Raw genomic sequence first — 25,304 nt, 5'->3', positions numbered from 1 at the left:
GTCGTGCGTTCGGGCCACATTGCTGAAACTTCAAGGAATCGATGTCATGAAATCCCTTTTGCGTCCGATGCTCAGTTTGTTCGTCGTGCTGTCGGTCATTACGGGGCTGGTGTATCCGCTGGTCGTGACCGGCATCGGCCGCGCGGCATTTTCTCGCGAAGCCGCCGGCAGCCTCATCTACAAAGACGGTAGGGCGGTCGGCTCCTCGCTGATTGGCCAGCATTTCGACGAACCGAAGTACTTCTGGGGACGTTTGTCGGCCACCGCGCCGATGCCCAATAACGGCGTGTCCTCGGGGGGCTCGAACTTCGGCCCGCTCAACCCCGCCCTCGCCGACGCCGTCAAGGCACGCATCGCCGCGTTGCGCGCGGCGGATCCGAGCGCAACCCTGCCTGTGCCGGTCGATCTGGTCACGGCCTCGGCCAGCGGTCTCGATCCGGCCATCAGCCCGGCGGCCGCCGAGTATCAGGTCACGCGCGTGGCGAAGGCGCGTGGCCTCGCCCCCGACGCCGTGCGCGCGCTGGTTGCGCGATACACGCAAGGCCGTCAGTGGGGCATATTCGGAGAGCCCCGGGTGAATGTTCTGGCGCTGAACCTCGCGTTGGACGCCTTGACGCACGGCAGCGTCTGAAATGGGTATCCACCGTGCGAGGCAGACCGGAGAATGGCTGGTCTTGCCTCGCCGCCTGCGGTAGATTGGCGGCACGCCCGGCGCGCATTGCCTTTTGACGTCAGCGGGCAACCGATGCATCGACACGAGCCTCGCCTGATGGCGAGGCGCTCGCTTTTCTGATGGATGAATTCGATGGCTGGCATGGAACGCCCTGATCCCGATGAACTGCTCGGCAAGCTGCAACGCGAGGAGGCCCGCGAGCAGCGTGGCCGGCTGAAGATTTTCTTCGGCGCGTCCGCCGGGGTGGGCAAGACGTTCGCGATGTTGCAGGCGGCACGCAAGCTCAGCGAGGAGGGTACCGACGTGGTGGTCGGTGTGCTGGAGACGCATGGCCGCGACGAAACGGCGCGCCTGTTGGCGGGACTGGAAGTCCTGCCGCAGAAGTCGGTCGACTACCGCGGCCGCGTGCTGAGCGAATTCGATCTCGACGGCATGCTGGCGCGCAAACCGGCGGTGGCGCTGATCGACGAACTCGCCCATGCAAACGTGCCGGGCATGCGTCACCTGAAGCGCTGGCAGGACGTGCAGGAATTGCTCGCCGCCGGCATCGACGTATACACCACGCTCAATGTGCAGCATCTGGAGCGACTCAATGACGTGGTTGGACAAATCACCGGTATTCGTGTGTGGGAGACGGTGCCCGATCGCATCTTCGACCTGGCCGACGAAGTGAAGTTGGTCGACCTGCCGCCGGACGAACTACTCGAGCGCATGCGCGAGGGCAAGGTGTACATGGCCGCGCAGGCCGAGCGCGCGGTGCGCAACTTCTTCCGCAAGGGCAATCTCATCGCGTTGCGCGAACTCGCGCTGCGTCGCACGGCCGATCGCGTCGATGCGCAAATGCGCGAGTACCGCGCCGATCAATCGATCAGCCAGGTGTGGCAAGCCCGTGAGCGGCTGCTCGTCGCTATTGGTCCGGGCCCGGAGGGCGTGGCGCTCGCCCGCGCGGCCGCGCGGCTCGCCGCGAGCCTGCGCGCCGACTGGCTGGCCGTACATGTCGAGACGCCCGCCATCCTGCGGCAATCGCCGGCGCGTCGAGAAAGCACCTACGCAACGCTCAAACTGGCGCAGGAACTAGGGGCTGAAACGCTCACGCTCGATGGCGCGGACGCGGCGACCACGCTGCTCGCCTACGCCCAGATGCGCAACGTCTCGAGATTGGTGGTGGGCGCGAGCGGCGCACGGCGCGGGTGGACTGCGCGCACGCCGCTGCACGAGCAGCTTTTGCGGCGCGCGCGCGGCGTGGACGTCGTGTTGATCGGGCCGGCGGCAGGCGATGCCGCGGCCGACAGGCGCGTGGTGCGCGGCGACTGGCGCGACTGGTTCGAAACGGCACCGGAGTTGGGGCTCGTGGGCGGACCCTGGCGTGCCTATGCATGGGCCGTCGGTATCTGCGGCGCCGTGTCACTTGTTGCCGCGGAACTCACGTCATTCCTGGATCTGGCCAATATCTCCATGTTGTACCTGCTCGGCGTGATCCTGGTGGCCATGCGGCTGGGGCGGGGGCCGGGGGTGCTTGCCTCTTTTCTGTCGGTGCTGGCGTTCGACTTCCTTTTCGTGCCGCCAAAGTTTTCGCTGTCGGTGTCGGACACCCAGTACCTGCTGACGTTCGCCGTCATGCTCACCGTCGCCCTGGTCATCAGCCATCTGACAACCAGCCTGCGGTTCCAGGCGCGGCTGGCCACGTGGCGTGAGCGTCGCACGGGCGCGGTGTACGCCATGGCCCGCGAACTGGCGGCGGCGCTCACTACGCCACAGATCGTGGAAATCGGGTCGCGCCACGTGCGCGAAGTGTTCCAGGCGCGCGTGGCGCTGCTGCTGCCCGACAGCCAGGGCAGTGTGCGCCAGCCGGTCGAGAACGCGCAGTCGGAAACCATGCCGGCGCATATCGATACCGATGTCGCCCAGTGGGTGTATGACCGTCAGCAAGCGGCGGGGCGGGGCACCAACACGTTGCCCGCGTCGCACGCTTACTATCTCCCGCTTCGCGCGCCGATGCGAACGCGAGGTGTGCTGGTGGTCGCCCCGGCGCCGGAGGGCGGCGGCGCCATCGGCACGCCGGATCAGCAGCGTTTGCTCGATACGTTTGCGGCGCAGATCGCGCTCGCGCTCGAGCGTGTGCATTACGTCGAAATCGCGCAGGATGCACTGGTGACGATGGAGTCCGAGCGGCTACGCAATTCCCTGCTCTCGGCGATTTCGCACGATCTGCGAACACCATTGACATCCATCGTGGGTTTCGCCAGCATGCTGAGCCGCAATGCCCAGACGCCCGGGCCGTTGCGCACCGAACTCGTCGAGGCCATTCACGAGGAGGCGCAGCGCATGACGGGGCTCGTGACCAATCTGCTCGACATGGCGAAGTTGCAAGCGGGCGGCGTGCAGCTCAATCGTCAGTGGCAGATGCTCGAGGAAGTGGTGGGTACGTCGTTGCGCGCCTGCCGCCGGTCGCTCGCCGGGCATGAGGTGAGCACGCGGCTGCCGGCCGACTTGCCGTTGCTGCGCTTCGATGCCGTGCTGATGGAGCGGTTGTTCACCAACCTGCTGGAGAATGCCGCGAAATATTCGCCAGCGGGCTCGCATATCGAAATCGCCGCATGCGTGCAGGGCGACGAGGTCGAAGTGAGCGTAAGCGATGACGGGCCAGGTCTGCCCCCGGGCATGGAAGGGCGTATCTTCGAAAAGTTCATGCGCGGGGAGAAGGAGTCCGCCAAGCCCGGCATCGGACTCGGACTAGCGATCTGTCGCGCCATCGTGGAAGCGCACGGCGGTAGAATTCACGCCACCAACGGACCTGACGGTCGCGGCGCGCGCTTCATCTTCACGTTGCCGATCGAAACGCCGCCGATGGCGCCGGAGAGTCTGGAGGGCCCGGAAGACGTCCATGCGGATTTGCCCGCCGACTCGCCGCAGATATCCCGTACCCCCGACGCCAACGCGACCCAACAACATGAGTGAACCGACCATCACCGTCGTGGTGATTGAAGACGAACGACAGATCCGCCGGTTTCTGCGCACCTCGCTTGAGGCCGAAGGCATGGTCGTGCACGAGGCGGAAACGGGGCGGCAGGGCATGGTCGAGGCGGCGACGCGCAAGCCGGATCTGCTCATCGTCGATCTGGGGCTGCCGGATATCGACGGCGTGGAGGTCATTCGCGAAGTGCGGAGCTGGACCGATATGCCGATCATCGTGCTGTCCGCTCGCAACGAGGAGGCAGAGAAGGTCGTGGCGCTCGATGTCGGTGCGGACGACTACCTCACCAAACCGTTCGGGGTGTCGGAACTGCTCGCGCGGATACGGGCGCAACTGCGACGTCATCATCGTGGCGGCAATTCGGAAACGCTCGACGAAGCGTTCTCGTTCGGCGACATCCACATCGATCTGGCGAGACGCAAGGTCACGCGCGCGGGAGACCCGGTGCATCTGACACCGATTGAGTACCGGCTGCTGATCACGCTGGTGCGCCATGCGGGGCGCGTGTTGACGCACCGGCAATTGCTCAAGGAGGTGTGGGGGCCGTCGCACGTCGAGAGCCATCACTACCTGCGCATCTACATGGGACACCTGCGGCAGAAACTGGAGGTCGATCCGGCACAGCCGCAACACATTCTCACGGAAACGGGGGTCGGCTACCGGCTCGAAATCGACGCCATCGGCTGAGTGCTTGCGGAGAATGCCGCAAGGGCGAGTTCGCGTAGCGGTGCGATGCCGGAGGCCTGGGCACCGGTGCAAGGGGTGACCGCGGCGCGCGAGCTTTGCTAAAATCGTGCGGTTCCCTGAGCGATGTCCGGCGATCACCCTGGCGGTGAGATGCCAAGTTGCAGCTTCGCGACGTTGGCGTTCTGCCATGTCATTCGACATCCAAAGGAACCCCGTGACGGGACGACCCGTTACGAGGATCGCTTGTCTTCCGGGGACGACCCCGATTTTTCTATCGGAGTCAGTCATGGCGTGGATGCTATTGGTTATTGCCGGTTTGCTGGAAGTGGCGTGGGCCGTCGGCCTCAAGTACACGCAGGGTTTTTCGCGTCTCTGGCCGTCGGTGTTCACGATTGGCGCAATGATCGGCAGTGTCTGGCTGCTCGCATTGGCCGTGCGTTCGCTGCCATTGGGCACGGCATACGCGATCTGGACCGGTATTGGCGCCGTCGGTGCGTTCGTGCTGGGCATTATGCTGTTCGGCGAGTCGGCCTCCGCCGCCCGGATTGCCAGCGTGACGCTGATTCTGGCGGGCCTGGTCGGGTTGAAGTTGACCGCAGCCTGACGGGCGCCTGCCGTTTGCGCCGGCCACGCCAAATCCTCAATGTCCGGCACCGGTGGTGCGTTGCCCCAGCGCGCGGCATAATGACGCGGTAGCGGTCGAGTTTGCGTCCGGTGGCCGTTCGACGACGGTCGTTCGCCGCCTGTAGGCCACCGATGCATCCCCTGTGAGGTCAGTCCGGCGGGTAGGGGCGGTTCGCATCCTGCCCGGTGGCCGTTGCCGCGTCGGCAGTACACGACGCGTGATCGTGCGACGCCGTCATGTCGGCGGCAGTGAGGTCGCCATGCTTGAATCGATTGCACTGGGTGCGGGGCTGTCTTGGGGCAGTGGCCTGCGGTTGTACCTGACGGTGTTTTGCGCGGGAATGGCTGCGCGTCTGGGCTGGTTGCATCTGCCGCCCTCGCTGGTGGTGCTGACGTCGACGTGGGTGATGGCCACGGCCGGCGTGCTGGCGGCCATCGAGTTCTTCGCCGATAAAATTCCCTTTGTCGACAGTGCCTGGGACGCCGTCCACACGTTCATCCGCATTCCGGCTGGAATCCTGCTGGGCGCTGCAGCGCTGGGACAAATGGATCCGACCGTCACGGTGTTGGCCGGGCTGGCGGGCGGTGCGCTGGCAGGCACGGCCCATTTGGCAAAGGCGGGTAGCCGGGCGCTGATCAACACGTCGCCGGAACCTTTCTCCAATGTCGCGGCCTCAGCCGGCGAAGATGTGTCGACGGTGGGCGGACTGGCGCTGGCGTTTTTCCTTCCCGCCGTTTTTCTCGTGATGTTATTGATCTTCGTCGTGCTGGCGTGGTGGTGGCTGCCCGCGTGTGGCGAGGTTGGCGCTCATTGCTGGCGCGGGTCAAAGGATTGAAAAACGATGGGGTTCACTGACGTTGCCCGCCAGGCATGGCGGATGTTTCTGCGCGATTGGCGCGCAGGCGAGTTGCATCTGCTTCTCGTGGCGTTGTTGCTGGCGGTCGGTGCACTCTCCAGCGTGGGGTTTCTCTCGGATCGGATGCAGGGCGGGCTTGAACGCGACGCCCGCCAGATGCTCGCCGCCGACCTCGTCGTGCGCAGCGATGCTCCCCTGTCGCCGGCATTTGCGCGTCAGGCGCAGGCCGATGGGCTGGTCACCGCCGTCGTCGCCAACTTTCCCAGCATGGCCAGCGTCCCGGGCGAACACGGGCAAGTCGGCGCGAGCCGTCTATCGTCGCTCAAGGCCGTGAGCGACGGCTATCCATTGCGCGGGCGAGTGCGCACCGCCGCCGATGCCGGCGCCGATACGCCGGATGCGCCCGCCGCGGCCATCCCGGCGCCAGGCACCGTATGGGTCGACGCCGCGTTGCTCGATGCCCTGCACGTCAAGCCCGGCGAGTCCATTCGCGTGGGCAACCGCACGTTGCGCATCGCCGCCGTCATCACGCGAGAAATGGATCGCGGTTTCGGCTTCGGATCGCTGGCCCCACGCGTCATGATGCGCTTCGACGAACTGCCGTCGACGGGGCTGGTGCAGTTCGGCAGCCGCATCACCTACCGGCTGCTGGTGGCGGGCACGGACGCACAGGTCGCCAGATTCGCCGCGTGGGCGCGGCCGACCGCCGAACAGGCGCGCGGCGTGCATCTCGAATCGCTGGAGGAAGGGCAGCCGCAGGTGCGCCAGACGCTCGATCGCGCCGACCGCTTCCTCTCGCTGGTGGCCTTGCTCGCCGCCGTGCTGGCGGCGGTGGCGGTGGGCATCGCGTCGCGTCGGTACAGCGAGCGCCATCTCGATGCCTGCGCCGTCATGCGTTGCCTGGGCTTGTCGCGCCGCGCGTTGCGCGGGATGGTGACGCTTGAATTCATCGGGCTTGGCCTAATCGGTGGCATGTTGGGCATCGCGCTCGGCTACGCGGCGCATTGGGTGCTGCTCGCCCAGTTGGGGGACGTGATCCCGGCGGGGTTGCCGGCGCCGACGTGGCGACCGGCGGTCGTCGGTCTGGCGAGTGCGCTGGTCATGCTGCTCGGTTTCGCGTTGCCGCCGCTGCTGCCGCTCTCTGAAGTCGCGCCCCTGCATGTGTTGCGTCGCGATGTCGTGGGTGGGGCGCGCAGGCAAGGGTGGCTGGCGTATGGCGCAAGTGCGCTGGCCTTCGGCGCGCTGTTGCTGTTCGCGGCGCGAGACCTGCGTCTCGGGGCGATGGTGGCGGGGGCTTCGTGGCGGGCGCGGTGGTGTTCGGCGTGCTCGCCTGGCTCGCCATTCGCCTGCTGGCCGCCTGGGCCAGGCGTCGCGGTGCGGCGGGCGGGGCGATGGGCGGCATCGGATGGCGCTACGCCGTGGCGGGATTGCGTCGCCGCGGGCTCGGCAGTGCGCTGCAAGTGGTGGCGCTCGGGCTCGGGTTGATGGCGCTGTTGCTGCTTGCCGTCACGCGTAACGACCTGGTCGCGGGCTGGCGTCAGTCGAGCCCGCCCGACGCGCCGAACCGCTTCGTCATCGATATTCAGCCGGGGCAGGACGCGCCGGTGTTGGCTCAGTTGCGCGCGGCGGGACTGCCGAACGTGCAGCTCTCGCCGATGATTCGTGCGCGTCTGACGGCCATCAACGGCAAGCCGGTGACGGGAGATAGCTACACGGACGCGCGGGCGCGGCGTCTCGCGGAGCGTGAGTTCAACCTGTCGTACACGGCGGTGCTGCCCGAAGGCAATCGCGTGACGGCCGGACAGTGGTACGGCGATGCCTCGACGCCCCAGGTCTCCATGGAAGAGGGCATCGCAAAGACGCTCGGGCTGGCGCTTGGCGACACGCTGCGTTTCGAAGTCGCGGGCCAGCACATCGACGCTCCGATCACGAGTCTTCGCAAGCTGGACTGGGGATCGATGCGCGTGAATTTCTTCGTGGTGATGCCGCCCGCCGCGCTGCGCGATTTTCCGATGACGTGGATCACGTCGTTCCATCTCGCGCCAAAGCAACAGGGCGTGGCCGATGCCTTGGTGCGCCAGTTCCCCAATGTGACGGTGATCGACACGGGCGCCTTGCTCGCGCAGATCCAGCAAATCCTGTCGCAGGTCATCGACGCCGTGCAAGCGCTCTTTGTCTTTACGCTCGCGGCGGGCGTGCTGGTGCTGTATGCGGCGCTTGCGGGCACGCGAGACGAGCGCATGCGCGAGAGCGGCATCTTGCGCGCGTTGGGGGCGTCCTCGCGGCAGCTTCGCGATGTGCATCTGGCGGAACTGGTGACCGTGGGCGCGTTGGCCGGGCTGCTGGCCGCGTTGGGCGCCGGCGCGCTCGGATGGGCACTGGCACGCTACGTCTTCGAGTTCGCGCTGCACTTCAATCCGTGGCTGCCGGCGCTGGGCGTCGGGGCGGGTGTGCTGTGCGCGCTGATCGGCGGATGGAGCGGTCTGCGGGCGGTGCTGCGTCAATCCGCGCTGCGCACGTTGCGCGAGGCCTGACGCCCGTCAGGGGAGGTGCGGCATCGTGCCGCTCGCGCAGGCGTGGCAGACGCGATGGGCCTGGGGCACAATAGCGGGCATGACGACTGAAAACACTCCGCAAACCCCGCAGACGGACGACGACGCGCAGGACGCTCCTGCGCAACCGACGGCCTTTACCCTGCTCGGCGGCGAGGATCGCGTGCGCGAACTCGTCGACCGCTTCTACGACCTGATGGACCTCGAGTCAGAGTTCGCGGGCATTCGTAGCCTGCACCCAGAGTCGCTTGGCGATTCGCGCGACAAGCTCTTCTGGTTCCTGTGCGGATGGCTGGGCGGGCCGAATCACTACATCGAACGGTTCGGCCATCCGATGTTGCGAGCCCGCCATCTGCCGTTCCCGATTGCCTCGAGCGAGCGCGACCAATGGTTGCGCTGCATGGCATGGGCCATGCAGGACATCGGTGTGGAAGCGTCGCTGCAGGAACGGCTGATGCAGGCGTTCCATGGCACGGCGGACTGGATGCGCAATCGGGCGGGTTGAGGCCACAACCGGTCGCGCCTGGGCAGGCACCGCTTGCCCCCGTCGCGGCGACGGGGGGCGATCGGGATGTGTCAGACGTTCGTGACGCGATCGGGCAGGGCGGCACGGGCGTGTGACGACGGCCGGTCCGGATCGGTCGCGCCAGCGTGTTGCGTTGACTGTCCGAATTCGGACGTGTCCGATCGGTATCGGCCTTCCTGTCCGAACGGGCTCTCATAATTCAACTGATGCTCGACGAGATCCAGCGATCGACGCGCCTCCATCGCCGTCATCCACTCGATCAGCCCTTCGGTGGCGATGCCCCGAACGCGCGATAAGCGGCCGCCGAAAACCCCATGCAGGATTGCAGCGAGTCGATGTCGAGCGTGTCGCCGGGCGGCGCTTCGGACGGGGCGGCAGACGGCGTTGGCCCGACACGCTGAGATAGCTCGGCCATGGCGTGATGCTCACCGGCGATTCTGCCGGCCTGATTGAAGAACACCATCATCGAGGCGCCCAGCAAGGTCGTCTGGTATTTGGCCCCATACCGCTCGAGGTGTTTCGACCCCAGAAGGGCACCCGCCGAGGTCAGCCAGGCGGTGTTCTTGATGTCAGCCGTCGTCGTCGAGGGCGTGCAGTACTTGCCAATGGCGACCGTCAAATCCATCAGGCTGGACAACGTCGCCAGGGATGCCGTTGCGAGCGTCACGTTGTGGGCGGTCGCCAACGCACTGTCGTCGTAGATCTCCTTGATGTTGTTCAGGCTGGCCACGCTTAACGATGCCAGGCTGAGTCCGAAATTTCCCACGTGTTGCATCAAGGCGGTAAAGCGGCCAACGGTGGACGGCGACGGCCGCAGTCGATGCGACGAGTGCGTGTCGTCTTGCATCGCGCCGAGGGCGATTCGCACTTCGCCCGCAAGCGATGCTTCGTTCGTCGCAGTGGCCGACGTGTTGGCGGGGGCAGGGTGGGAGACGTAGTGGGGCGTGGGCAGGGCGTCAAGTCTGGGCATGAATGGGCTCCGAGGGATAGGGTCAGAGGGCGTCGATCAGACGCGTCAGCTTGTCGTGCAGATCAGCGGGGCGGCCGGTCCGACGCACCATGTCCAGCGCATCGCCGGCCATGTCGCGGGCGGTGTCGACATCGCCATTGCGCTGCATGCACACGGCGGCGAAATACAAGGGCTCGGGATCGCCATAGTCCCGCGCAACCGCGATCATCAAGGGGGCGACGGCGTGTCGATAATCGCCGAGCTGACAAAGCACGTAGCCGAACGCCTTGTAGGCATCCGTGCGTTCCGGGTAGGCGAGGCAGAGGTCGGCAAAGGCGCGTGCGGCACCGACGAAGTCGTTGGCCGCGCACAGGGCATACGCATGAGAGAAGGCTTGCGACGCGATCGGCGAATCGATCCACGACGTGGCCGGTGAAGTGGTCGGCGACACGTTGGGTGAAGCCGCGTCGGTGGCGCAACGCTGGGCGCCGTCGGTTCGTGGGGCGGGATGCGCTTGGCCGTTAGGCACGATGCGGCCGACGCGGAGGTCGGTTTCACCGGTGGCGTGGGGGCTGAATATCGCTGCATGGAACGTCGTTCCTCCAAAGGGTTACGGCATGGATCCGGCTGCGGCACGCGCGTGCCCGCGGCGCGAAGGGGGGCGTGTGCGCCCCGTTTAGCCCTGTCGGCGCGCGCGCGCCCGCGTTTCATCCTGGACCGCGCAGGCGCAGTCCGTTGCGATGACGCTTAAGGGCGCGAACCGACGTCAGGTGTGACGGTGTCCAGCGCATCGTGAAAGGCGTCGTTCGACAGATCGGAGACGACCGAATGCAAATCCGACTCGGCATCGAAGAACTCGTCGTCGATGCCGGTCGCGAGTGACTGGATGTCCGCGTTGTCGCCCGGGATGGCCGGTGGCGCCGGGATGGACGAGATGGACGCGAGCGCCGAGTCGTCCCGCGACAGTCTCGGGACGACGGTCACCCCCTCGAGTTCGTAGTCGAGCCGCGGGCGGGGGGCCATGTGCACGTAGTCGCGTTCGCCGTCCAGCACGACGTAGTTCACGGTGGTCTCCGCCGCCGTGACTCTGTCCACGGACGCGCGCCGCTCTCGGCCATCGATGATCGTGCCAAGCACGCGGTTTTGCAGAAAATCGGTCGCAGTCGCCACCCCGTCGGCGATGGCCGAACTCGCATCGTCAATGGCGGCGTCTTTCAGCCATGCCGGCACGGGGATGCCCAGCGTCTCGAGCAACGGTGCGGCGCCATTGTGGACGGCGCCAAACACCAGCGGACCGTTGGTGATCGCCAAATTGACCACCCCGCCGTACTCCCGCAGGAGGTCGATGCCGGTCCACTGGCCGATGGTCTGGAAGAAGTTGGTGTCGCGAATCTCGGCGCCCGGGATGTCGTCAGGGCCGTGCCAGAACTTGCTGGCTGCGAGCACCAGGCTCGCGATTTCCGTGGATGCCGCCAGCACATGGAGGGGGATGTCGATGTATCCCTTCCAGTCGTCGTCCATCGTGGCGATCGCGAAGCCCAGTGCGGTGCTCTTGGCGATGGCGTTGACGACGTGTCCGATGAGGGCCGCGTTGCGCGCGCCGCGATGCGTTTGAATGGCGCTTTGAAACTGCTCCCAGCACCCTGCCATCAGATCCTTCGGCGGCTCCGGCATCGCAATGTGTACTTGCGGATTCGCGCCGACATTGCTGGCGTTCGAGAGGGACTGTAGGGGCGTCGGCAGAGGGGGAGACGAGGGCATACCTATCGTCATGGGGGGCTCCCGGGAATGAATGGGCGTTAAATCGTGGCGAGAAAACGTTCGGCGCGCGCACCGATGTCGGCATGCGCCGCGTTCTGCCGAGAGGTCTCGAGCGCCTGCATGGCGAGATCGCGAGCGAGCGCGCCGTCGCCCAACTTCGCCAGGCAATGCGCGCAAATCAGCATCGGTTCGGGGTCGTCGGGCGTGAACAGCGTCGCCGAGCTGAGCGGCACCAGCGCGAGCGCATAGTCTTCGCGCCCGAAATGCGCGTAGCCGATCAGCTTGTTCACGCTGACGTCCAGCGGAAGTTCCTTGAGCAGGGGGTAGAGCACATGCAGTGCCCTTTCGTAATCGGCGGCGAGGTACGCGTCGCGCGCTTGCTGGTAACGCCGGGGCGCGCTGTCGCCGGCGTCGGGCAGCAGGCGCCCGGTGACATCGTGGCGGGGCAAAGCGGGGGGAGGGTGCGTGACATGCATGAGAGGATGGGGGCCGGTTGACAACGTTTCGGATTTTTCCGGGCGCCATAGATGGGGCGCTTGGGCGGATCCTACGGTTGACGCGGTATCCGTCTCTTTCGATTCGAGGACAAAGCTGTCGTCCGGTCGCTCAGTGGGCGCGCATTGGGAAAAGCATGGCGTCCTGTACGCCGCGTATGCCCAATTGGGTGGTGTTGGGTCGATGCCGCGAAACCTTCACCCGGGGGCAATGTCGGCAGTGCGCCGCTCCGACGGTGACGTCTGCGCAAAGGCGCTCATCGACCGTACTGGCGCTACGGCGCCGGATTGTCCCTTGTCACTCAGGCCCGGTTCGCGCGACCATGGCGGATCACCTACGGAGACGCCCCAATGACCACTGAAGCCCTTTTTCGACAGGACGCCTATCTGCGCCAGTGCGAGGCGCGCATCACGCATATCGACGAGACCGGCATCAGGCTCGATCGCACCGTCTTCTATCCGCTGGGCGGCGGACAAGCGGGCGATGCCGGTGAGTTGGTGCTGGTGGACGGCACGCGCCTCGCCATTGCCGACACGCGCAAGTCGAAACATGAGGGCGCGACGCCCGACGATGCGGTCCATGTGCCCGGCGAGGGCCAGCACGATGTGCTGGCGCGACTCTCGGTCGGCGATATCGTGCAGGCGGAGATCGACTGGGCGCGACGCTTTCGTCACATGCGCTTTCACACGGCGTCGCATCTGATGTGTGCCGTGTTGCCGCATCCGGTGGATGGGTGCAGCATCACCACGGAGTACGCTCGGCTCGATTTCGTGACGAATGAGCCGATCGAGCGGGAGACCGTCGAAGCCGGGTTGGCGGCGCTCGTGGCGGCTGCACGGCCGGTGGCCATAGACAGCATCAGCGACGACGAGATGGCGGCGCGGCCCGAGTTGGTGCGCACCATGAGCGTGAAGCCGCCCGTGGGGCTGGGGCGCGTGCGTCTGGTGCGCATCGAGGGCATCGATTTGCAGCCGTGCGGCGGCACGCACGTGGCCAATACCGCTGAAATCGGCGCGCTGCGCGTGGCCAAGATCGAGAAGAAGACGTCGCGCACACGCCGCGTGGTGTTGGCCTTTGCGTGAGTCTGGCATCATGCGAGTCACCCCTCCCACGCACGCTCACCTTTCAGGATGATGGATGACGACACCCGCAGGAGCACCTTCTTCGCAAGTCCCCCCGTGGCAAACGGTGCTCGATTTCTGGTTCGGCCGTCCGGACGCTCCCGAGTATGGGATGGAGCGGCCCGAGTGGTTCCGTAAGTCGGACGCGTACGACGCATCGATCCGTACCCACTTCGGCGCGCTGCACGCGCAGGCGCTGGACGGGGAACTCGACGACTGGGCGCAGACGCCGCTCGGGGCGTGCGCGCTGATCGTGGTGCTCGACCAGTTCTCTCGCAATCTCTTTCGGGGGCACGCGAAGGCCTTTGCGGGCGATGCACGGGCGTTGGCCGTGGCGCGGCGTCTGGTCGAGGCGGGCGACGATCAGCGTCTACCCACACCGCAGCATCGCGTATTCGTCTATCTGCCGTTCGAACACGACGAATCGCTGGAGAGCCAGCACCTTTCGCTGGCCCTGTACGAACCCTTGGCGAAGGCGTTCGGGCTGGTCGATAACCTCGATTACGCGCGCAAGCATGCGGTCATCATCGAGCGTTTTGGGCGATACCCCACCGCAACCAGGCCTTGGGACGGACATCGACGCCAGAGGAAATCGCGTTTCTGAAGACGCCCGGATCGTCGTTCTGACGACGGCGATGTCGTGGCGCTCAGTCCCGGGGGGCGTCAGACGCACTCACCGTTGTCCCGACGCGGCGCCGTTGGTGCCAACGGATCGCGCAGAAGCCGATCACGTAGGCGAGCGCTCCGCCGGCCGCCGCACAGGCGGCGAGGCCAGTCGCGAGATGCAGCGTCGCCGTACCGAAATCAAGGTTCGTCAACTGAGTCCACAAGCTCTCTCTCGCCTGTGTCGCGGCGGCCACCGTCGCTTCGATCTCGGTCTGCGGTGGCCACTCGAACATCCAGCGGCCCAGACGATGCGCGCCCCAATAAACGAAGGGCGCCGTCAGCGGATTGGTCACCAGCGTGCCGACCGCCGCGAGGAATAGATTTCCGCGTAACAGCGCTGCGGCGAGTATCGCCACGAGCATCTGGCCGACGGGAATCAGAATCCCGAAAAAAACACCACATGCCAGCCCGATGGCCACGCCTCGCGGCGTGGCTCGCCACAAGGCGCGCCGCAGCAGCAAGCCGGCGTGTGGCCGCAGCCAGCGTGAACGCAGCAGTCGCATCGGGCGAAGCATCTTTAACATCATAGGCAGGTTGCGCGTCGAGGAAAGCGTTGACCCAGGCGGGCATGGGGCGGGCGCGCACGCGGTGATCCGCATGCAACGGATGTCTGAGTCCCGGGGGCGGCAGGAGTTCAATGACGCCGTGGGCGACGGCGTGCTGAGCGGGTGCGGTCCCGTGTCTGGCACGAAGCGCGGGCAACGGGTGACGGGGAGGGCTGAAGCGCGAGGGGAACCGACACTGCGCAGCCGATGGACTGCGCAGCGATGACGCGGCTGCGCTCAGATCTGTGAACGCTGGTGGGACCAGCGATCGATTTGCGACGGCGTGAAGTGCCGCAGGGTATCGAGCAACGCTTCGGGCGACGCACTGATCTGCAACTGGTCCAACTGCGGCTCCTTGAGGAACTGCTCCGTCACCATCGATTTGAGGAACACGATCAGCGGATCGTAATACTGCTCGACATTGAGCAGACCGATCGGTTTCGCGTGATAGCCGATCTGCAGCCACGTAAAGACTTCGAACAGTTCTTCGCACGTGCCGATGCCGCCGGGCATGGCAATGAAAGCATCCGACAGATCGGCCATCATCTGCTTGCGCTGGTGCATGTTCTCGACAACATGCAATTGCGTCAGCCCGGTGTGACCGACTTCCCGTTCCATCAGGGCCTTCGGGATGATGCCGATCACTTCGCCGCCGTGGGCCAGCACGGCGTCGGCAATGATGCCCATCAGTCCGACCTTGCCGCCGCCATACACGAGACGAATGTCCGCTTGCGCCATGCGACGGCCCAGGTCACGCGCCGCCTCGGCGTAGGCAGGACGTACCCCCGTGGCGGCACCGCAGTAAATACAGATCGATTTGACGTCCGACGCCATGTCTTATTGCGCTCCCTTAGCCGACGATTCTCGCGCCATCCTGTCGTACATCTCGCGCGAGCTGCCTTTCAGATACGGCGCCATTTGCGAGAGGATGTGATAGCTCGATTGGTGCAACCCGGCACCGATCTCCGCCGGGTCGTTGTACTTGCGCGGATTCATCACGAACTGGTAGGACAACCAATAGGTGGAGATCACCACCATGTTGGTCGTGACCACCTCGATCTGCTCGGGCGTGATTTCCATTTCGCCCTCGGCCACGAGCAGGTCGCACATTTCGCGCGCGAACCGCTTCTTGTGGCCGACGATCACCTTGAAGTGCGTCTCCAGCGTGCGGTTGCGCGCAAGCAGGTCGTTGAGGTCGCGGTAAAGAAAACGGAAGCGCCACAGAAATTCGGACATGTATTGCAGGTACGTCCAGACTTCGTCGAGCTTGGGCTTGTGATCGTCAGGCAGCCGCAGTCGCCGTTCGATTTCCTGCTCGAACTGGGCGAAGATGCTGTTGATGATGTCGTCTTTATTGCGGAAGTGATAGTACAGATTGCCGGGGCTGATTTTCATCTCCTCGGCAATCGTGGTGGTCGTGACGTTAGGTTCGCCGATGTCGTTGAAGAGCCGGAGTGACACCTCAAGAATTCGTTCGCGGGTACGGCGCGGCGGCTTTGCTTCCATGTCTGTCGGCCCCGGTAAGCGGCAAGCGTGGCGAACGATGTTCTCCGCTTGCGTCTATGAGTTGAATATCAGGTATACGGCGACCGATTATACCCGGCAGCCGCGCACTGCCAAGCATGAGGGAGGAAGGCGGCGAACGTTATCAGAAAAACGCTGTACGTACCCGTTCGACAATGACGGGCCCGGCGAGCAAGGCCCAGGTGAGCAGGCAAAGGCCGAGCGCGATGAGGACGGCCGCGCTGCCGAAATCCTTGGCACGTTTGGACAGTTCGTGCCGCTCCAGCGAAATGCGGTCGATGGCCGCCTCGATGCTGGAGTTGACCAGCTCGATGATGAGCACGAGCAGCACCGAGCCGATGAGCAGCACGCGCTCGACAGAGGTCACGGGCAGGAAGACCGCCGCCGGCAAGAGGATGGCGGCGAGCGCCAGTTCCTGCCGGAAGGCGCTCTCTTCGAACACGGCGAACTTGAAGCCGGACAAGGAGTATTTCAGGGCGCGCCAGGCACGCATGATGCCCCGATTGCCCTTGTACGGATTCGGTTGTTTGTCGCGTGGCGGCGGGTGATCGATGAACAAGCGTCGGGTTCCTCGCCGCAACGGGCTCTGGAGGTGGATCAGACCGCGCTCGCGAGCGACAGCTCGGGCTTGCGCGGATGCAGATGCGAGGCGAACTCTTCGGAGGCCGCCTGCCATGAGAACCGCTCGGCCCAGGCACGTGCACTCGGGCGCGAGACCTTGAGCGCATCGAGACAAGCCTCGCGCAAGTCCTCTCGCAGTGCGCCGCCTTCGCCTTCCGGGCAGCCGTCGAGGACATCGACCGGGCCGGTCACCGGGAAGGCCGCGACCGGCAGGCCGCAAGCCATCGCTTCGAGCAGCACCAGGCCGAAGGTGTCGGTACGGCTGGGAAAGACGAACACGTCGGCCGACGCGTAGACCTTCGCCAGTTCGGGCTGCGAAAGCATACCGAGATAATTCACATCGGGGTAGCGCGAGCGCAGTTCGGCCAGTTGCGGCCCTTCGCCCGCGACCCATTTCGAGCCCGGCAAATCCAGTTTCAGGAAAGCCTCGATGTTCTTCTCCACGGCGACACGCCCCACGTAGAGGAAAATCGGATGTGCCGAATTTAGCACATGTGCGTCTTGCACACGGAAGATGTCAAGGTCGACGCCACGTGTCCAAAGCACCACATTCTGGAAGCCGTTCGCTTCGAGATCGCGCTTGACCACCGGCGTGGGTGCCATCACGGCGTGCGACGCCTTGTGGAACCAGCGCAGAAAGCGGTAGGTTGTCGAGAGCGCAAAGCCGAAGCGCGCCTGCACATACTCCGGGAAGCGCGTGTGATAGGCCGTGGTGAACGGGAAGTCGTTGCGCAGGGCCCATTTGCGCGCGGCCATGCCCAGCGGGCCTTCGGTGGCGATGTGAAGGGCGTCCGGCGCGAAATCTTCGATGCGCCGTTTCACGCGTGCGCCGGCGAAGAACGCGAGACGGATTTCCGGGTAGGTCGGGCACGGCATCGTGCGGAATTCCTGCGGCGTGAGCAGCTCGACACGATGGCCGGCCGCCTCCAGCTGAGCGCGCGTGTTCTTCAACGTGCGGACCACGCCGTTGATCTGCGGATCCCAGGCGTCGGTGACGATCATGATTTTCATCGGGCGCTCCTTCGCGCACATGGCGCGCTTCGGTGACACGCGCGAACTCGCGCGTGAGTGCGCACGTACGACAGCACAGTGCCGTGCGTGCGCGGGGTTAACGGGGTGAAATCGGGCAAGTGTCCTGGGCCAGCGTCTCGGACTGGCGTCTCCCGAGGTGTGGCGATCGTGGCGGCGCGAGGCCGGCCAGGGTCACGGTGCGGGCTCAAGTGCCGACCGTCGCGGTTTTCGCGCGGGCGCGCACGTTGCGCTTTTGCGTCCAGTGGATGATGCGCAGCTCGCCCTCGGTCGTCTCGACCAGCGCCGAGAGGCTCTCCACCCAGTCGCCGTCGTTGCAGTAGAGCAAGCCGTCGATCTCGCGAATCTCGGGTTTGTGGATGTGTCCGCACACCACGCCGTCGCAGCCACGGCGGCGCGCTTCGTCGGCCATCACGTGCTCGAAGGCCGAAATGAAGTTCACGGCGTTTTTCACCTGGTGTTTCAGATACTGCGACAGCGACCAGTACGGGAAGCCGAAGCGCGTGCGCACGCGATTGAACCAGCGGTTGAGCAGCAGGGTGAGGGTGTAGAGCGAGTCGCCCAGATACGCGAGCCACTTGGCGTGCTGAATCACGCCGTCGAACAGATCGCCGTGGGTGACCCACAGACGTTTGCCCGACAGTGTGGTGTGGAACGCCTCGTCGCGCACCGCAATGTCGCCGAACGCCAACCCGCAGAACTGGCGTGCCGCTTCGTCGTGATTGCCGGGTACGTAGATCACCTGCGTCCCCTTGCGTGCGCGGCGCAGCATTTTCTGCACAACATCGTTGTGCGCCTGCGGCCAGTGCCAGCCGCGTCGCAGATGCCAGCCGTCGATGATGTCGCCGACCAGATACAGGTAGTCGGACTCGTGATGACGCAGGAAGTCGAGCAGGTAGTCTGCCTGACACCCTTGGGTGCCGAGGTGGATGTCCGAGAGCCAGATCGTACGGTAGCGGGTGATGCCGTCGGGGGGCGGGTCGAAGGGATCGGGCGTGTCGGGCGGCAGTTCGATCGTGTCGGGCGGGCTGATGGGCGGGGCGGCGGGGCGGCCTGGCGGGGTGTCTGCGAAGTGACCGGCGCGAGCCGCAGACGTTGGGATCGGCAACTCAAAGGTGGGGGTCGTCGTCATACCGGCTCGCACGTCGCGTTGAACATGCGTGCATTGCGCCACGATTTCGTGAAGCGACGATGACAGTCACGATCATGTCGCGAAAGTGGCGTCCAACGTCGCGACGACGCGACAGCGGGACCCGCACCCGCCCGGGATGCCTCGGATCAGACGCCGCGCGGCAATCCCTGGGCCACGCGCTCGAGCGTCTCGAGCACGTGGGCGCGCGCACGTGGATGCGTGCCCAGCGACACATGTCCGAGCCGGTCGAGCGCGATGTTGTGGGCACCGGGCAGCACGCAAGTGCGCACCGGATAGACGACGTTGTCGTGAAACGTGTAAATCGACGTGATGCGAGCACGTTGCGTTTGCGTTTCGCGACTCGCGAGCGCCGCGAGCCATTCGCTGCCGACACTCATCTGGCGAGCGTTGGTGCCGAGGCCATGGCGCGCATGCAGGGTGCCGAAGTGCGGCGAGCCGAGCGTGATGGTGTGAGCGACCGGCAGGGTGGGCGCGTGGCGCAGGCAGGCACGCGCCGCGAGTCCGCCCATGCTGTGGCCGATGATGACGACGGGCAGCCGGGTGCGTTCGGCAAGGGCGCGCGTGGCATTGGCAATCGTGGGGGCGTAATCGTCGATGTCGCCGAACATCGGGCCAAGATTGACGGCGTCGCAGTCGTAGCCCGCGTCGGCGAGATGGCGCGAGAAACGCAGCCAGAACGCGCGATTACAGCCGTAACCATGCAACAGCAATACCGAGACGGGGCGCGCCGGGCCACGCGGTGGCGGCAGACGGGCGGTGCTGAGCCACGGTTGGCAGAGATCGAGCAGGAAGATCGACGCCGCGCATTCGTAGGCCCATACGGCCGCATGGGTGCCGGCGGTGGCGCGCCGCTCCGGCGACGGGTCGCCCTGGGCGGCCATGACGAAGCCGGCCGCAAGGCCGATGGCATGGGAGACGGGCAACCATAGCACCGTCCATAGCAAAGTCGTCCAGGGGCTATGCCAAACGGTCCACGTGGCGACGGCGACGATGAGCGATAGCCCGATTTCGATGCCACCGTAGATCAGGTGGGCGCGCGAGGCGCGCGGTGCAGGGCGGGCAGCGGGGGGCGTTGTGGTCATTTGCCCAGCACGCTCACGAGACGCGTGCCGGCGAGCCGGTCATGAATGAACTGGTGATCCGGCATCACGCGCATGGCCAAGGCCCAGAGCACGACCCAGCCGGTGAGCAACGCCACGCTGCCCCAGCCTGTGATTCCGAGTCCCGAGTCGAGCGCCATGGCCGGCAGCACCCACAACCATGCGAGCGCGTAACGCGCGACAGCGCGGGCGGTGTGCACCGGTTGTCCATGCGCGTCGACCAGACGGATCTTCCACGTCTTCATCGCCAGCGTCTGGCCACCGTGGGTCCAGAACCAGACGAAGTACGCGCCAAGTACAAGAAACAGCCAGGCTTGCATGGCATGCCGGTGCATCAGGCCGCTGCGCTGCTGGGTGAGGGCGCTGAACAGGTAGCCGGCAAGGAACAGCACGCCGAAGAGCAGCAGCGATTCGTAGAGCATCGAGAGCAGGCGGCGGCGTAGCGTCGGCACAGCGTAGCCATCCGGTTCGATGCCGGACGGCACGTCTGGCGAAGGTGCGGCGTCGGGCGAGCGGTGCGGCGTGGCGGGCTGGGTGGCGGAGTCGGTCATCGCGGCGTGGTCTGGGATTTTTGTCGGGTGCCTGGCGCCCGTGCCGGCATGGGGCAGTGGCGGCGGGCATGTCGCGTCCTGTGCCGCACATTATGCGCAAGAATGTGCCAGCGAGCCAGCCGGTCGGCGGGGCGTTTCGAACGCATAAAGACAAACGGCCGCCCCGGGGGCGGCCGTTGCGGCATGACGATGACCCGGAGTGGCTGGCGTCAGGCGTCAGTTGTGATGATAAATCTCGGCGTTGAAGACGGCGTCGCCATTCTTGTCACCGTTTGCCGTGTCGGCGCTCGCCGGCGTGGCTCCCGGCGACGGTGCGGCAGAAGTCGGCATCGATTGCCCGGTCGTCGGTGCTGCCGCGCCCGATGCCACCGGCGCCGGCAGCGCGCCATTCTTGCCCGGGGTGCCGGCCTCCTTGCGATGCACAGCAGCATACGGATTCTTCACGCCCGGGCGGCCCGATGGCGGCGCGCTGACCACGTTCGGACGGTTGGCCTGCTTTCGGTCGTCCGCGGCAAGGCGCTTCTTCTGTTCTTCGGTGAGTTGCTGATACTGCTGCCACATCTGCGCTTTTCGCTCGGGCGGCAGCGTCTTGGCGTTCTGATAGCTCTCGCGCGCCAGCTTGCGCTGCTCGGGCGTCAGGCGCACCCAGTCCGCCATGCGGTCATGCAGGCGCTTACGGCTCTCCGGTGACAGCGTATGAAAGCGCTTGGCAATCTCGATCCACTTCTCGCGCTGACGCTCGCTCATGCGATTCCAGTCCTGGGCGAGCGGCGCGAGCGCCTCTCGCTGGCCGGCCGTGAGCTTGGCCCAGTAACCGCCGGGCGATGCAACAGATGTCGCCGCAGCGCCGCTCGCGGTCCCACCGCTGGCCGTCAGATTGCCGACCGGCCCATTGGTGGGGGTGGCGCCGCCGGGGGCAGATGCGCCGGCAATGACCGGAGGCACGTCGGACACCGCTTCAGGCGCGTGCGTGCGGCGCAGCGCGGCCGTGCCGGCGAGCGCGGCCGCGATCAGCGCGGCGAGCAGAAGAAATACATTGCGTCGCGTCACGGGGGGACTTGGGTAGGGGGGCTACTGGGCACGCTTCACATAGGCGTTGAAGCCATGGTCGGCATAGGCCGACAACGGGAGTTCGTCGCTCAATACGGCGGCATCGATGTCTGCCAGGTCCTGAATGTGTTGCTGATGCTCCCAGTACGCGAGCCCCGCCAGGCCGATCACCAATGCGGCGAGCGGCCAGAGCAGCCCGAGACGGCGCAGCTTGTCGAATGTGCGGCGCGGGCCGCCGGCTTCCGACGATGGCATGGCGCCGACACCGGCGAGCACCAGCGCCGGTTGCACAATGGCCACCGGTTCGGGCTTTTTGCGCGCGAGCGCCTCCTGGCGAGCGGCGGCCAGCCGGGCCGCGATATTCGGCGACGGCGCGTCGGACGCTTCGTCCAGCGCACGTCGCACGCGATGTGCGAAGCGGAGTTCCCTCGTTTCCAGATCGTGACTCATAACCTGATCCCTTTTGCCTTCAACGCCTGCGCCAACGCATGGGTGGCGCGCGAGCAGTGCGTCTTGACGCTGCCCTCCGAGCACCCCATCGTGGCGGCCGTCTCGGCAACGTCCATATCTTCCCAGTAACGCATGAGGAAGGCTTCTCGTTGACGTGTCGGCAGTTTCTGTATTTCCGCGTCGATGAGCGAGAGGATTTCGGCGCGCGAAACGGCCTCTTCGCTGCTCTCGGTCTGCACAGACCCATCCTCGGCCAATAAGGTTTCCAGAGGATCGAAGTCGTCGCGTTCGTCGTCGCCCGGGCCCGCGAGATTCGAGAATAGCGTGACCCAGGTGTTACGCACCTTTTGCCGACGGAAATAGTCGTGAATGGCGTTCTGGAGAATGCGCGTGAACAGCAACGGCAGGTCGGCCGGCGGCTTGTCGCCGTATTTCTCGGCCAGGCGGATCATCGCATCCTGAACGATATCGAGGGCGGCCTCGTCGTCGCGTACGGCATAGACGGCCTGCTTGAAGGCGCGCCGTTCGATGCCCGCGAGAAAATCCGCCAGTTCCTTGTCAGATGCCATCCGGTGGGGTGCACGCAGCGTTGCGCGCTGCGCCTTTGAAATGCCATGTAAGCGTAAAGGCCACGTAAAGATTCATGTAGCCGGTGCGGATGCTACCAAAAACGCGCTGTGCTGTAACCGCTTTTGCTTGCGGTGGTGCCGGTTTGCGACGGCGCCGGGCTCGCCAGCTTCCTATCGTGTGAAGATTGTGCACCGGCTTGGGGCGACGTGGGGCATGGCGTGGGGATTCTGCGAGGTCCACTTTGCAGTCATGCTGCAAATGCATAAACCTGCTTGACCATTTTGCTGCAAACCGGTAATGTTGCCAGTTCGCAATATCTGTGATTGTCTCAATATCGGCACGCCTATCCGGGGTGTCCATCATTCAGACGCGCAGCTTGAGCCCGAACCACAAGTTCGCGGGGAGAGCACCCGATCAAAATTTTTGCCGAAACTTTGAAAGGTCGACGATGAATATGCCAAGCGCGGAATTCTCCGAGGCGGAAGCTACACGCCACCAAAATACTTCCGAAGACATGATTGGCGCCGAGATTCTCGTGCGCTCGCTTCAGGAAGAAGGGGTCGAACATCTGTGGGGTTATCCCGGCGGTTCGGTTCTCTACATCTACGACGAACTCTACAAGCAGGACAAGATCCAGCACATCCTGGTGCGCCATGAGCAAGCCGCCGTGCATGCGGCCGACGCTTATTCGCGTTCCACCGACAAGGTTGGTGTATGTCTCGTGACGTCCGGCCCCGGCGTGACCAATGCGGTTACCGGGATCGCCACGGCGTACATGGATTCGATCCCGCTCGTCATCATCACCGGGCAGGTGCCCACGGCCGCCATCGGCCAGGACGCCTTCCAGGAATGCGACACGGTCGGTATTACCCGTCCGTGCGTCAAGCACAACTTCCTCGTGAAGGACGTGCGCGATCTCGCCGCGACCATCAAGAAAGCCTTCTATATCGCCAAGACGGGCCGTCCGGGCCCGGTGCTGGTCGATATTCCGAAGGACGTGTCCAAGACGCGCTGCCGCTTCGAATATCCGAAGTCGGTGTCGCTGCGCTCGTACAACCCGGTCACGAAGGGCCACTCGGGTCAGATCCGCAAGGCGATGAGCCTGCTGCTCTCGGCCAAGCGCCCCTATATCTATACGGGCGGCGGCATCATTCTGGCCGACGCGTCGAAGGAACTGAACCAGTTCTGCGACCTGCTCGGCTATCCGGTGACCAACACGCTCATGGGCCTTGGCGGGTATCGTGCGAGCGATCCCAAGTTCCTCGGCATGCTGGGCATGCACGGCACGTACGAAGCCAACATGGCCATGCAGCACTGCGACGTGCTCATCGCCATCGGCGCACGCTTCGACGACCGTGTGATCGGCAATCCGGAGCACTTCTCCTCGACCGCACGCAAGATCATCCACGTCGATATCGACCCGTCGTCGATTTCCAAACGTGTCAAGGTCGATATCCCGATCGTCGGCGACGTGAAGGAAGTGCTGCGCGAGATGATCGAGAACCTGCAGACGGCGGAACACGGTCCGGACACCGAGGCGCTGGCCGACTGGTGGAAGCAGATCGAGGAATGGCGCTCGCGCGATTGCCTCGCGTTCGATCGAGAGAGCGAGATCATCAAGCCGCAACATGTGGTCGAGACGTACTGGAAGCTCACCGATGGTGAAGCCTTCGTGTGCTCGGACGTCGGCCAGCACCAGATGTGGGCGGCGCAGTACTACCGCTTCAACAAGCCGCGCCGCTGGATCAACTCGGGCGGCCTGGGCACGATGGGCTTCGGCCTGCCGGCGGCCATGGGCGTGAAGATGGCGCACCCGGATGCCGAAGTCGCCTGCATTACCGGCGAAGGCTCGATCCAGATGTGCATCCAGGAACTCTCGACGTGCCTGCAATACCGCACGCCGATCAAGATTCTGTCGCTCAACAACCGCTATCTGGGCATGGTTCGCCAGTGGCAGCAGATCGAATACAGCAAGCGCTACTCCAGTTCGTACATGGACGCGCTGCCCGACTTCGTGAAGCTTGCCGAGGCGTACGGTCATGTGGGCATTCGCATCGAGAAGTCGTCGGACGTCGAGCCCGCACTGCGCGAGGCGTTGCGCCTGAAGGATCGTACGGTATTCATGGATTTCCAAACGGATCCCACCGAAAACGTCTGGCCGATGGTCCAGGCGGGCAAGGGCATCAGCGAGATGCTGCTCGGTTCGGAAGATCTGTAAGCCGAGGCGCGCGCCGACCGTCGCCGCCGTCAAGGCCGGCGCGGGCGCGACGTCCCCACACTAGGACAATCCGGGATACACCATGAGGCATATTATTTCTGTTTTGCTCGAGAACGAGCCGGGCGCGCTGTCGCGCGTGGTCGGCCTGTTTTCGGCGCGTGGCTACAATATCGAGACCCTCACCGTCGCGCCGACCGAAGATCGGTCGCTCTCACGCATGACGGTGGTCACGACGGGCTCCGACGACGTCATCGAACAGATCACCAAGCACCTGAACCGGCTCATCGAGGTGGTGAAGGTGGTCGATCTGACCGAAGGGGCGCATATCGAACGTGAGCTGATGCTCATCAAGGTGCGCGCCGTGGGCAAGGAGCGAGAAGAGATGAAGCGGATGTCGGATATTTTCCGCGGCCGCATCATTGACGTTACTGAAAAGACCTATACGATCGAACTGACCGGGAATTCGGCAAAACTCGACGCCTTCATCGACGGGCTCGATCGTACGGCGATTCTCGAGACGGTTCGTACCGGTGGCTCGGGCATCGGGCGCGGTGAGCGCATCCTGAAAGTCTGATCGGTAGCGGCAACGCGGTAAGCGGATTTCGATC

The 25,304-nt window shown here is 65.0% G+C and carries 22 protein-coding genes and 4 pseudogenes; 11 read left to right on the top strand and 15 right to left on the bottom strand.

Annotated features, from left to right (window positions below; translation table 11 throughout):
* Positions 1-46 precede the first annotated feature (46 nt).
* The 7 genes and pseudogenes from kdpC (at position 47) to DRB87_RS13810 (ending at position 8,872) form a co-directional block, all read left to right on the top strand.
* The gene (gene kdpC, locus DRB87_RS13840) at positions 47-631 is read left to right on the top strand and encodes a potassium-transporting ATPase subunit KdpC (RefSeq protein WP_130026308.1); all 585 of its coding nucleotides are present in this window, start codon (positions 47-49) and stop codon (positions 629-631) included.
* Between the two features lie 183 nt (positions 632-814).
* On the top strand, positions 815-3,631 hold the full coding sequence (locus tag DRB87_RS13835; RefSeq protein WP_130026307.1) for a sensor histidine kinase KdpD: 2,817 nt from the start codon (positions 815-817) through the stop codon (positions 3,629-3,631).
* Positions 3,624-4,334: a two-component system response regulator KdpE gene (kdpE, locus tag DRB87_RS13830; RefSeq protein WP_130026306.1), complete on the top strand. Its 711-nt coding sequence runs from the start codon at positions 3,624-3,626 to the stop codon at positions 4,332-4,334. Before DRB87_RS13835 ends, kdpE begins: the two co-directional genes overlap by 8 nt.
* Positions 4,335-4,620: 286 nt before the next feature.
* Positions 4,621-4,938: a quaternary ammonium compound efflux SMR transporter SugE gene (gene sugE / locus DRB87_RS13825; protein WP_017231395.1), complete on the top strand. Its 318-nt coding sequence runs from the start codon at positions 4,621-4,623 to the stop codon at positions 4,936-4,938.
* A gap of 280 nt (positions 4,939-5,218) precedes the next feature.
* Positions 5,219-5,794 carry a DUF4126 domain-containing protein gene (locus DRB87_RS13820; RefSeq protein WP_370363091.1) on the top strand — a complete coding sequence of 192 codons (576 nt, stop codon included), beginning with the start codon at positions 5,219-5,221 and terminating at the stop codon, positions 5,792-5,794.
* A gap of 6 nt (positions 5,795-5,800) precedes the next feature.
* Positions 5,801-8,349 (top strand): annotated as a pseudogene (locus DRB87_RS13815) (ABC transporter permease).
* 79 nt (positions 8,350-8,428) lie between these two features.
* A complete protein-coding gene (locus DRB87_RS13810) occupies positions 8,429-8,872 on the top strand; it encodes a group II truncated hemoglobin (protein WP_130026305.1) in 444 nt (147 codons plus the stop codon).
* Positions 8,873-9,152: 280 nt separating this feature from the next.
* On the opposite strand, the gene DRB87_RS13805 is transcribed toward DRB87_RS13810, so the two are convergent.
* The 4 genes from DRB87_RS13805 to DRB87_RS13790 all read right to left on the bottom strand — a co-directional run bounded on the left by DRB87_RS13805 (position 9,153) and on the right by DRB87_RS13790 (position 12,052).
* Positions 9,153-9,863 carry a hypothetical protein gene (locus DRB87_RS13805; RefSeq protein WP_130026304.1) on the bottom strand — a complete coding sequence of 237 codons (711 nt, stop codon included), beginning with the start codon at positions 9,861-9,863 and terminating at the stop codon, positions 9,153-9,155.
* Between the two features lie 22 nt (positions 9,864-9,885).
* Positions 9,886-10,293 carry a hypothetical protein gene (locus DRB87_RS13800; RefSeq protein ID WP_130026303.1) on the bottom strand — a complete coding sequence of 136 codons (408 nt, stop codon included), beginning with the start codon at positions 10,291-10,293 and terminating at the stop codon, positions 9,886-9,888.
* A gap of 296 nt (positions 10,294-10,589) precedes the next feature.
* Positions 10,590-11,603 (bottom strand): hypothetical protein, encoded by a 1,014-nt coding sequence (locus tag DRB87_RS13795; protein ID WP_165385316.1) that lies wholly within the window; start codon positions 11,601-11,603, stop codon positions 10,590-10,592.
* Positions 11,604-11,641: 38 nt separating this feature from the next.
* A complete protein-coding gene (locus tag DRB87_RS13790; RefSeq protein ID WP_130026301.1) occupies positions 11,642-12,052 on the bottom strand; it encodes a M48 family metallopeptidase in 411 nt (136 codons plus the stop codon).
* A gap of 396 nt (positions 12,053-12,448) precedes the next feature.
* Here DRB87_RS13790 and DRB87_RS13785 point away from each other — a divergent pair, with 396 nt between their 5' ends.
* Positions 12,449-13,180 (top strand): alanyl-tRNA editing protein, encoded by a 732-nt coding sequence (locus DRB87_RS13785; protein ID WP_017233272.1) that lies wholly within the window; start codon positions 12,449-12,451, stop codon positions 13,178-13,180.
* 55 nt (positions 13,181-13,235) lie between these two features.
* Positions 13,236-13,846, top strand: a pseudogene (locus DRB87_RS13780) (DUF924 family protein).
* A gap of 20 nt (positions 13,847-13,866) precedes the next feature.
* Here DRB87_RS13780 and DRB87_RS13775 read toward each other — a convergent pair.
* From DRB87_RS13775 to DRB87_RS13725, 11 genes and pseudogenes are all read right to left on the bottom strand, one after another.
* Entirely contained in the window at positions 13,867-14,400 is a 534-nt protein-coding gene (locus DRB87_RS13775) for a DUF2062 domain-containing protein (protein ID WP_165385315.1), read from the bottom strand.
* A 267-nt stretch (positions 14,401-14,667) separates the two neighbouring features.
* The gene (locus tag DRB87_RS13770; protein ID WP_130026299.1) at positions 14,668-15,264 is read right to left on the bottom strand and encodes a TIGR00730 family Rossman fold protein; all 597 of its coding nucleotides are present in this window, start codon (positions 15,262-15,264) and stop codon (positions 14,668-14,670) included.
* A gap of 3 nt (positions 15,265-15,267) precedes the next feature.
* On the bottom strand, positions 15,268-15,936 hold the full coding sequence (locus tag DRB87_RS13765) for a TetR/AcrR family transcriptional regulator (RefSeq protein ID WP_130026298.1): 669 nt from the start codon (positions 15,934-15,936) through the stop codon (positions 15,268-15,270).
* A 142-nt stretch (positions 15,937-16,078) separates the two neighbouring features.
* A pseudogene (locus tag DRB87_RS13760) lies at positions 16,079-16,474 on the bottom strand (diacylglycerol kinase); the annotation flags it as partial.
* Between the two features lie 77 nt (positions 16,475-16,551).
* Positions 16,552-17,586, bottom strand: coding sequence for a glycosyltransferase family 1 protein (locus DRB87_RS13755; protein ID WP_130026296.1), 1,035 nt, complete (start codon positions 17,584-17,586; stop codon positions 16,552-16,554).
* Between the two features lie 205 nt (positions 17,587-17,791).
* Positions 17,792-18,565, bottom strand: a pseudogene (locus DRB87_RS13750) (UDP-2,3-diacylglucosamine diphosphatase); the annotation flags it as partial.
* A gap of 317 nt (positions 18,566-18,882) precedes the next feature.
* Positions 18,883-19,839, bottom strand: a complete 957-nt coding sequence (locus DRB87_RS13745; protein WP_130026294.1) for a triacylglycerol lipase — start codon at positions 19,837-19,839, stop codon at positions 18,883-18,885.
* Positions 19,836-20,408 carry an RDD family protein gene (locus DRB87_RS13740; protein WP_130026293.1) on the bottom strand — a complete coding sequence of 191 codons (573 nt, stop codon included), beginning with the start codon at positions 20,406-20,408 and terminating at the stop codon, positions 19,836-19,838. Before DRB87_RS13740 ends, DRB87_RS13745 begins: the two co-directional genes overlap by 4 nt.
* Positions 20,409-20,624: 216 nt before the next feature.
* A complete protein-coding gene (locus DRB87_RS13735) occupies positions 20,625-21,458 on the bottom strand; it encodes a DUF3106 domain-containing protein (RefSeq protein WP_130026292.1) in 834 nt (277 codons plus the stop codon).
* A gap of 21 nt (positions 21,459-21,479) precedes the next feature.
* Positions 21,480-21,908 (bottom strand): DUF3619 family protein, encoded by a 429-nt coding sequence (locus DRB87_RS13730; RefSeq protein WP_017233283.1) that lies wholly within the window; start codon positions 21,906-21,908, stop codon positions 21,480-21,482.
* The gene (locus tag DRB87_RS13725; protein ID WP_130026291.1) at positions 21,905-22,477 is read right to left on the bottom strand and encodes an RNA polymerase sigma factor; all 573 of its coding nucleotides are present in this window, start codon (positions 22,475-22,477) and stop codon (positions 21,905-21,907) included. Before DRB87_RS13725 ends, DRB87_RS13730 begins: the two co-directional genes overlap by 4 nt.
* Positions 22,478-22,926: 449 nt before the next feature.
* Here DRB87_RS13725 and DRB87_RS13720 point away from each other — a divergent pair, with 449 nt between their 5' ends.
* Both DRB87_RS13720 and ilvN read left to right on the top strand, forming a co-directional pair.
* On the top strand, positions 22,927-24,696 hold the full coding sequence (locus DRB87_RS13720) for an acetolactate synthase 3 catalytic subunit (protein WP_130026290.1): 1,770 nt from the start codon (positions 22,927-22,929) through the stop codon (positions 24,694-24,696).
* 82 nt (positions 24,697-24,778) lie between these two features.
* Positions 24,779-25,270 (top strand): acetolactate synthase small subunit, encoded by a 492-nt coding sequence (gene ilvN, locus DRB87_RS13715; RefSeq protein WP_130026289.1) that lies wholly within the window; start codon positions 24,779-24,781, stop codon positions 25,268-25,270.
* Positions 25,271-25,304: the final 34 nt, after the last annotated feature.

The sequence above is a fragment of the Pandoraea sp. XY-2 genome, assembly GCF_004193915.1.
GTDB classification, from domain to species: domain Bacteria; phylum Pseudomonadota; class Gammaproteobacteria; order Burkholderiales; family Burkholderiaceae; genus Pandoraea; species Pandoraea cepalis.
The sequence above is the reverse complement of the archived record's forward strand: the minus strand, read 5'-3'. Positions and strand labels throughout refer to the sequence as shown.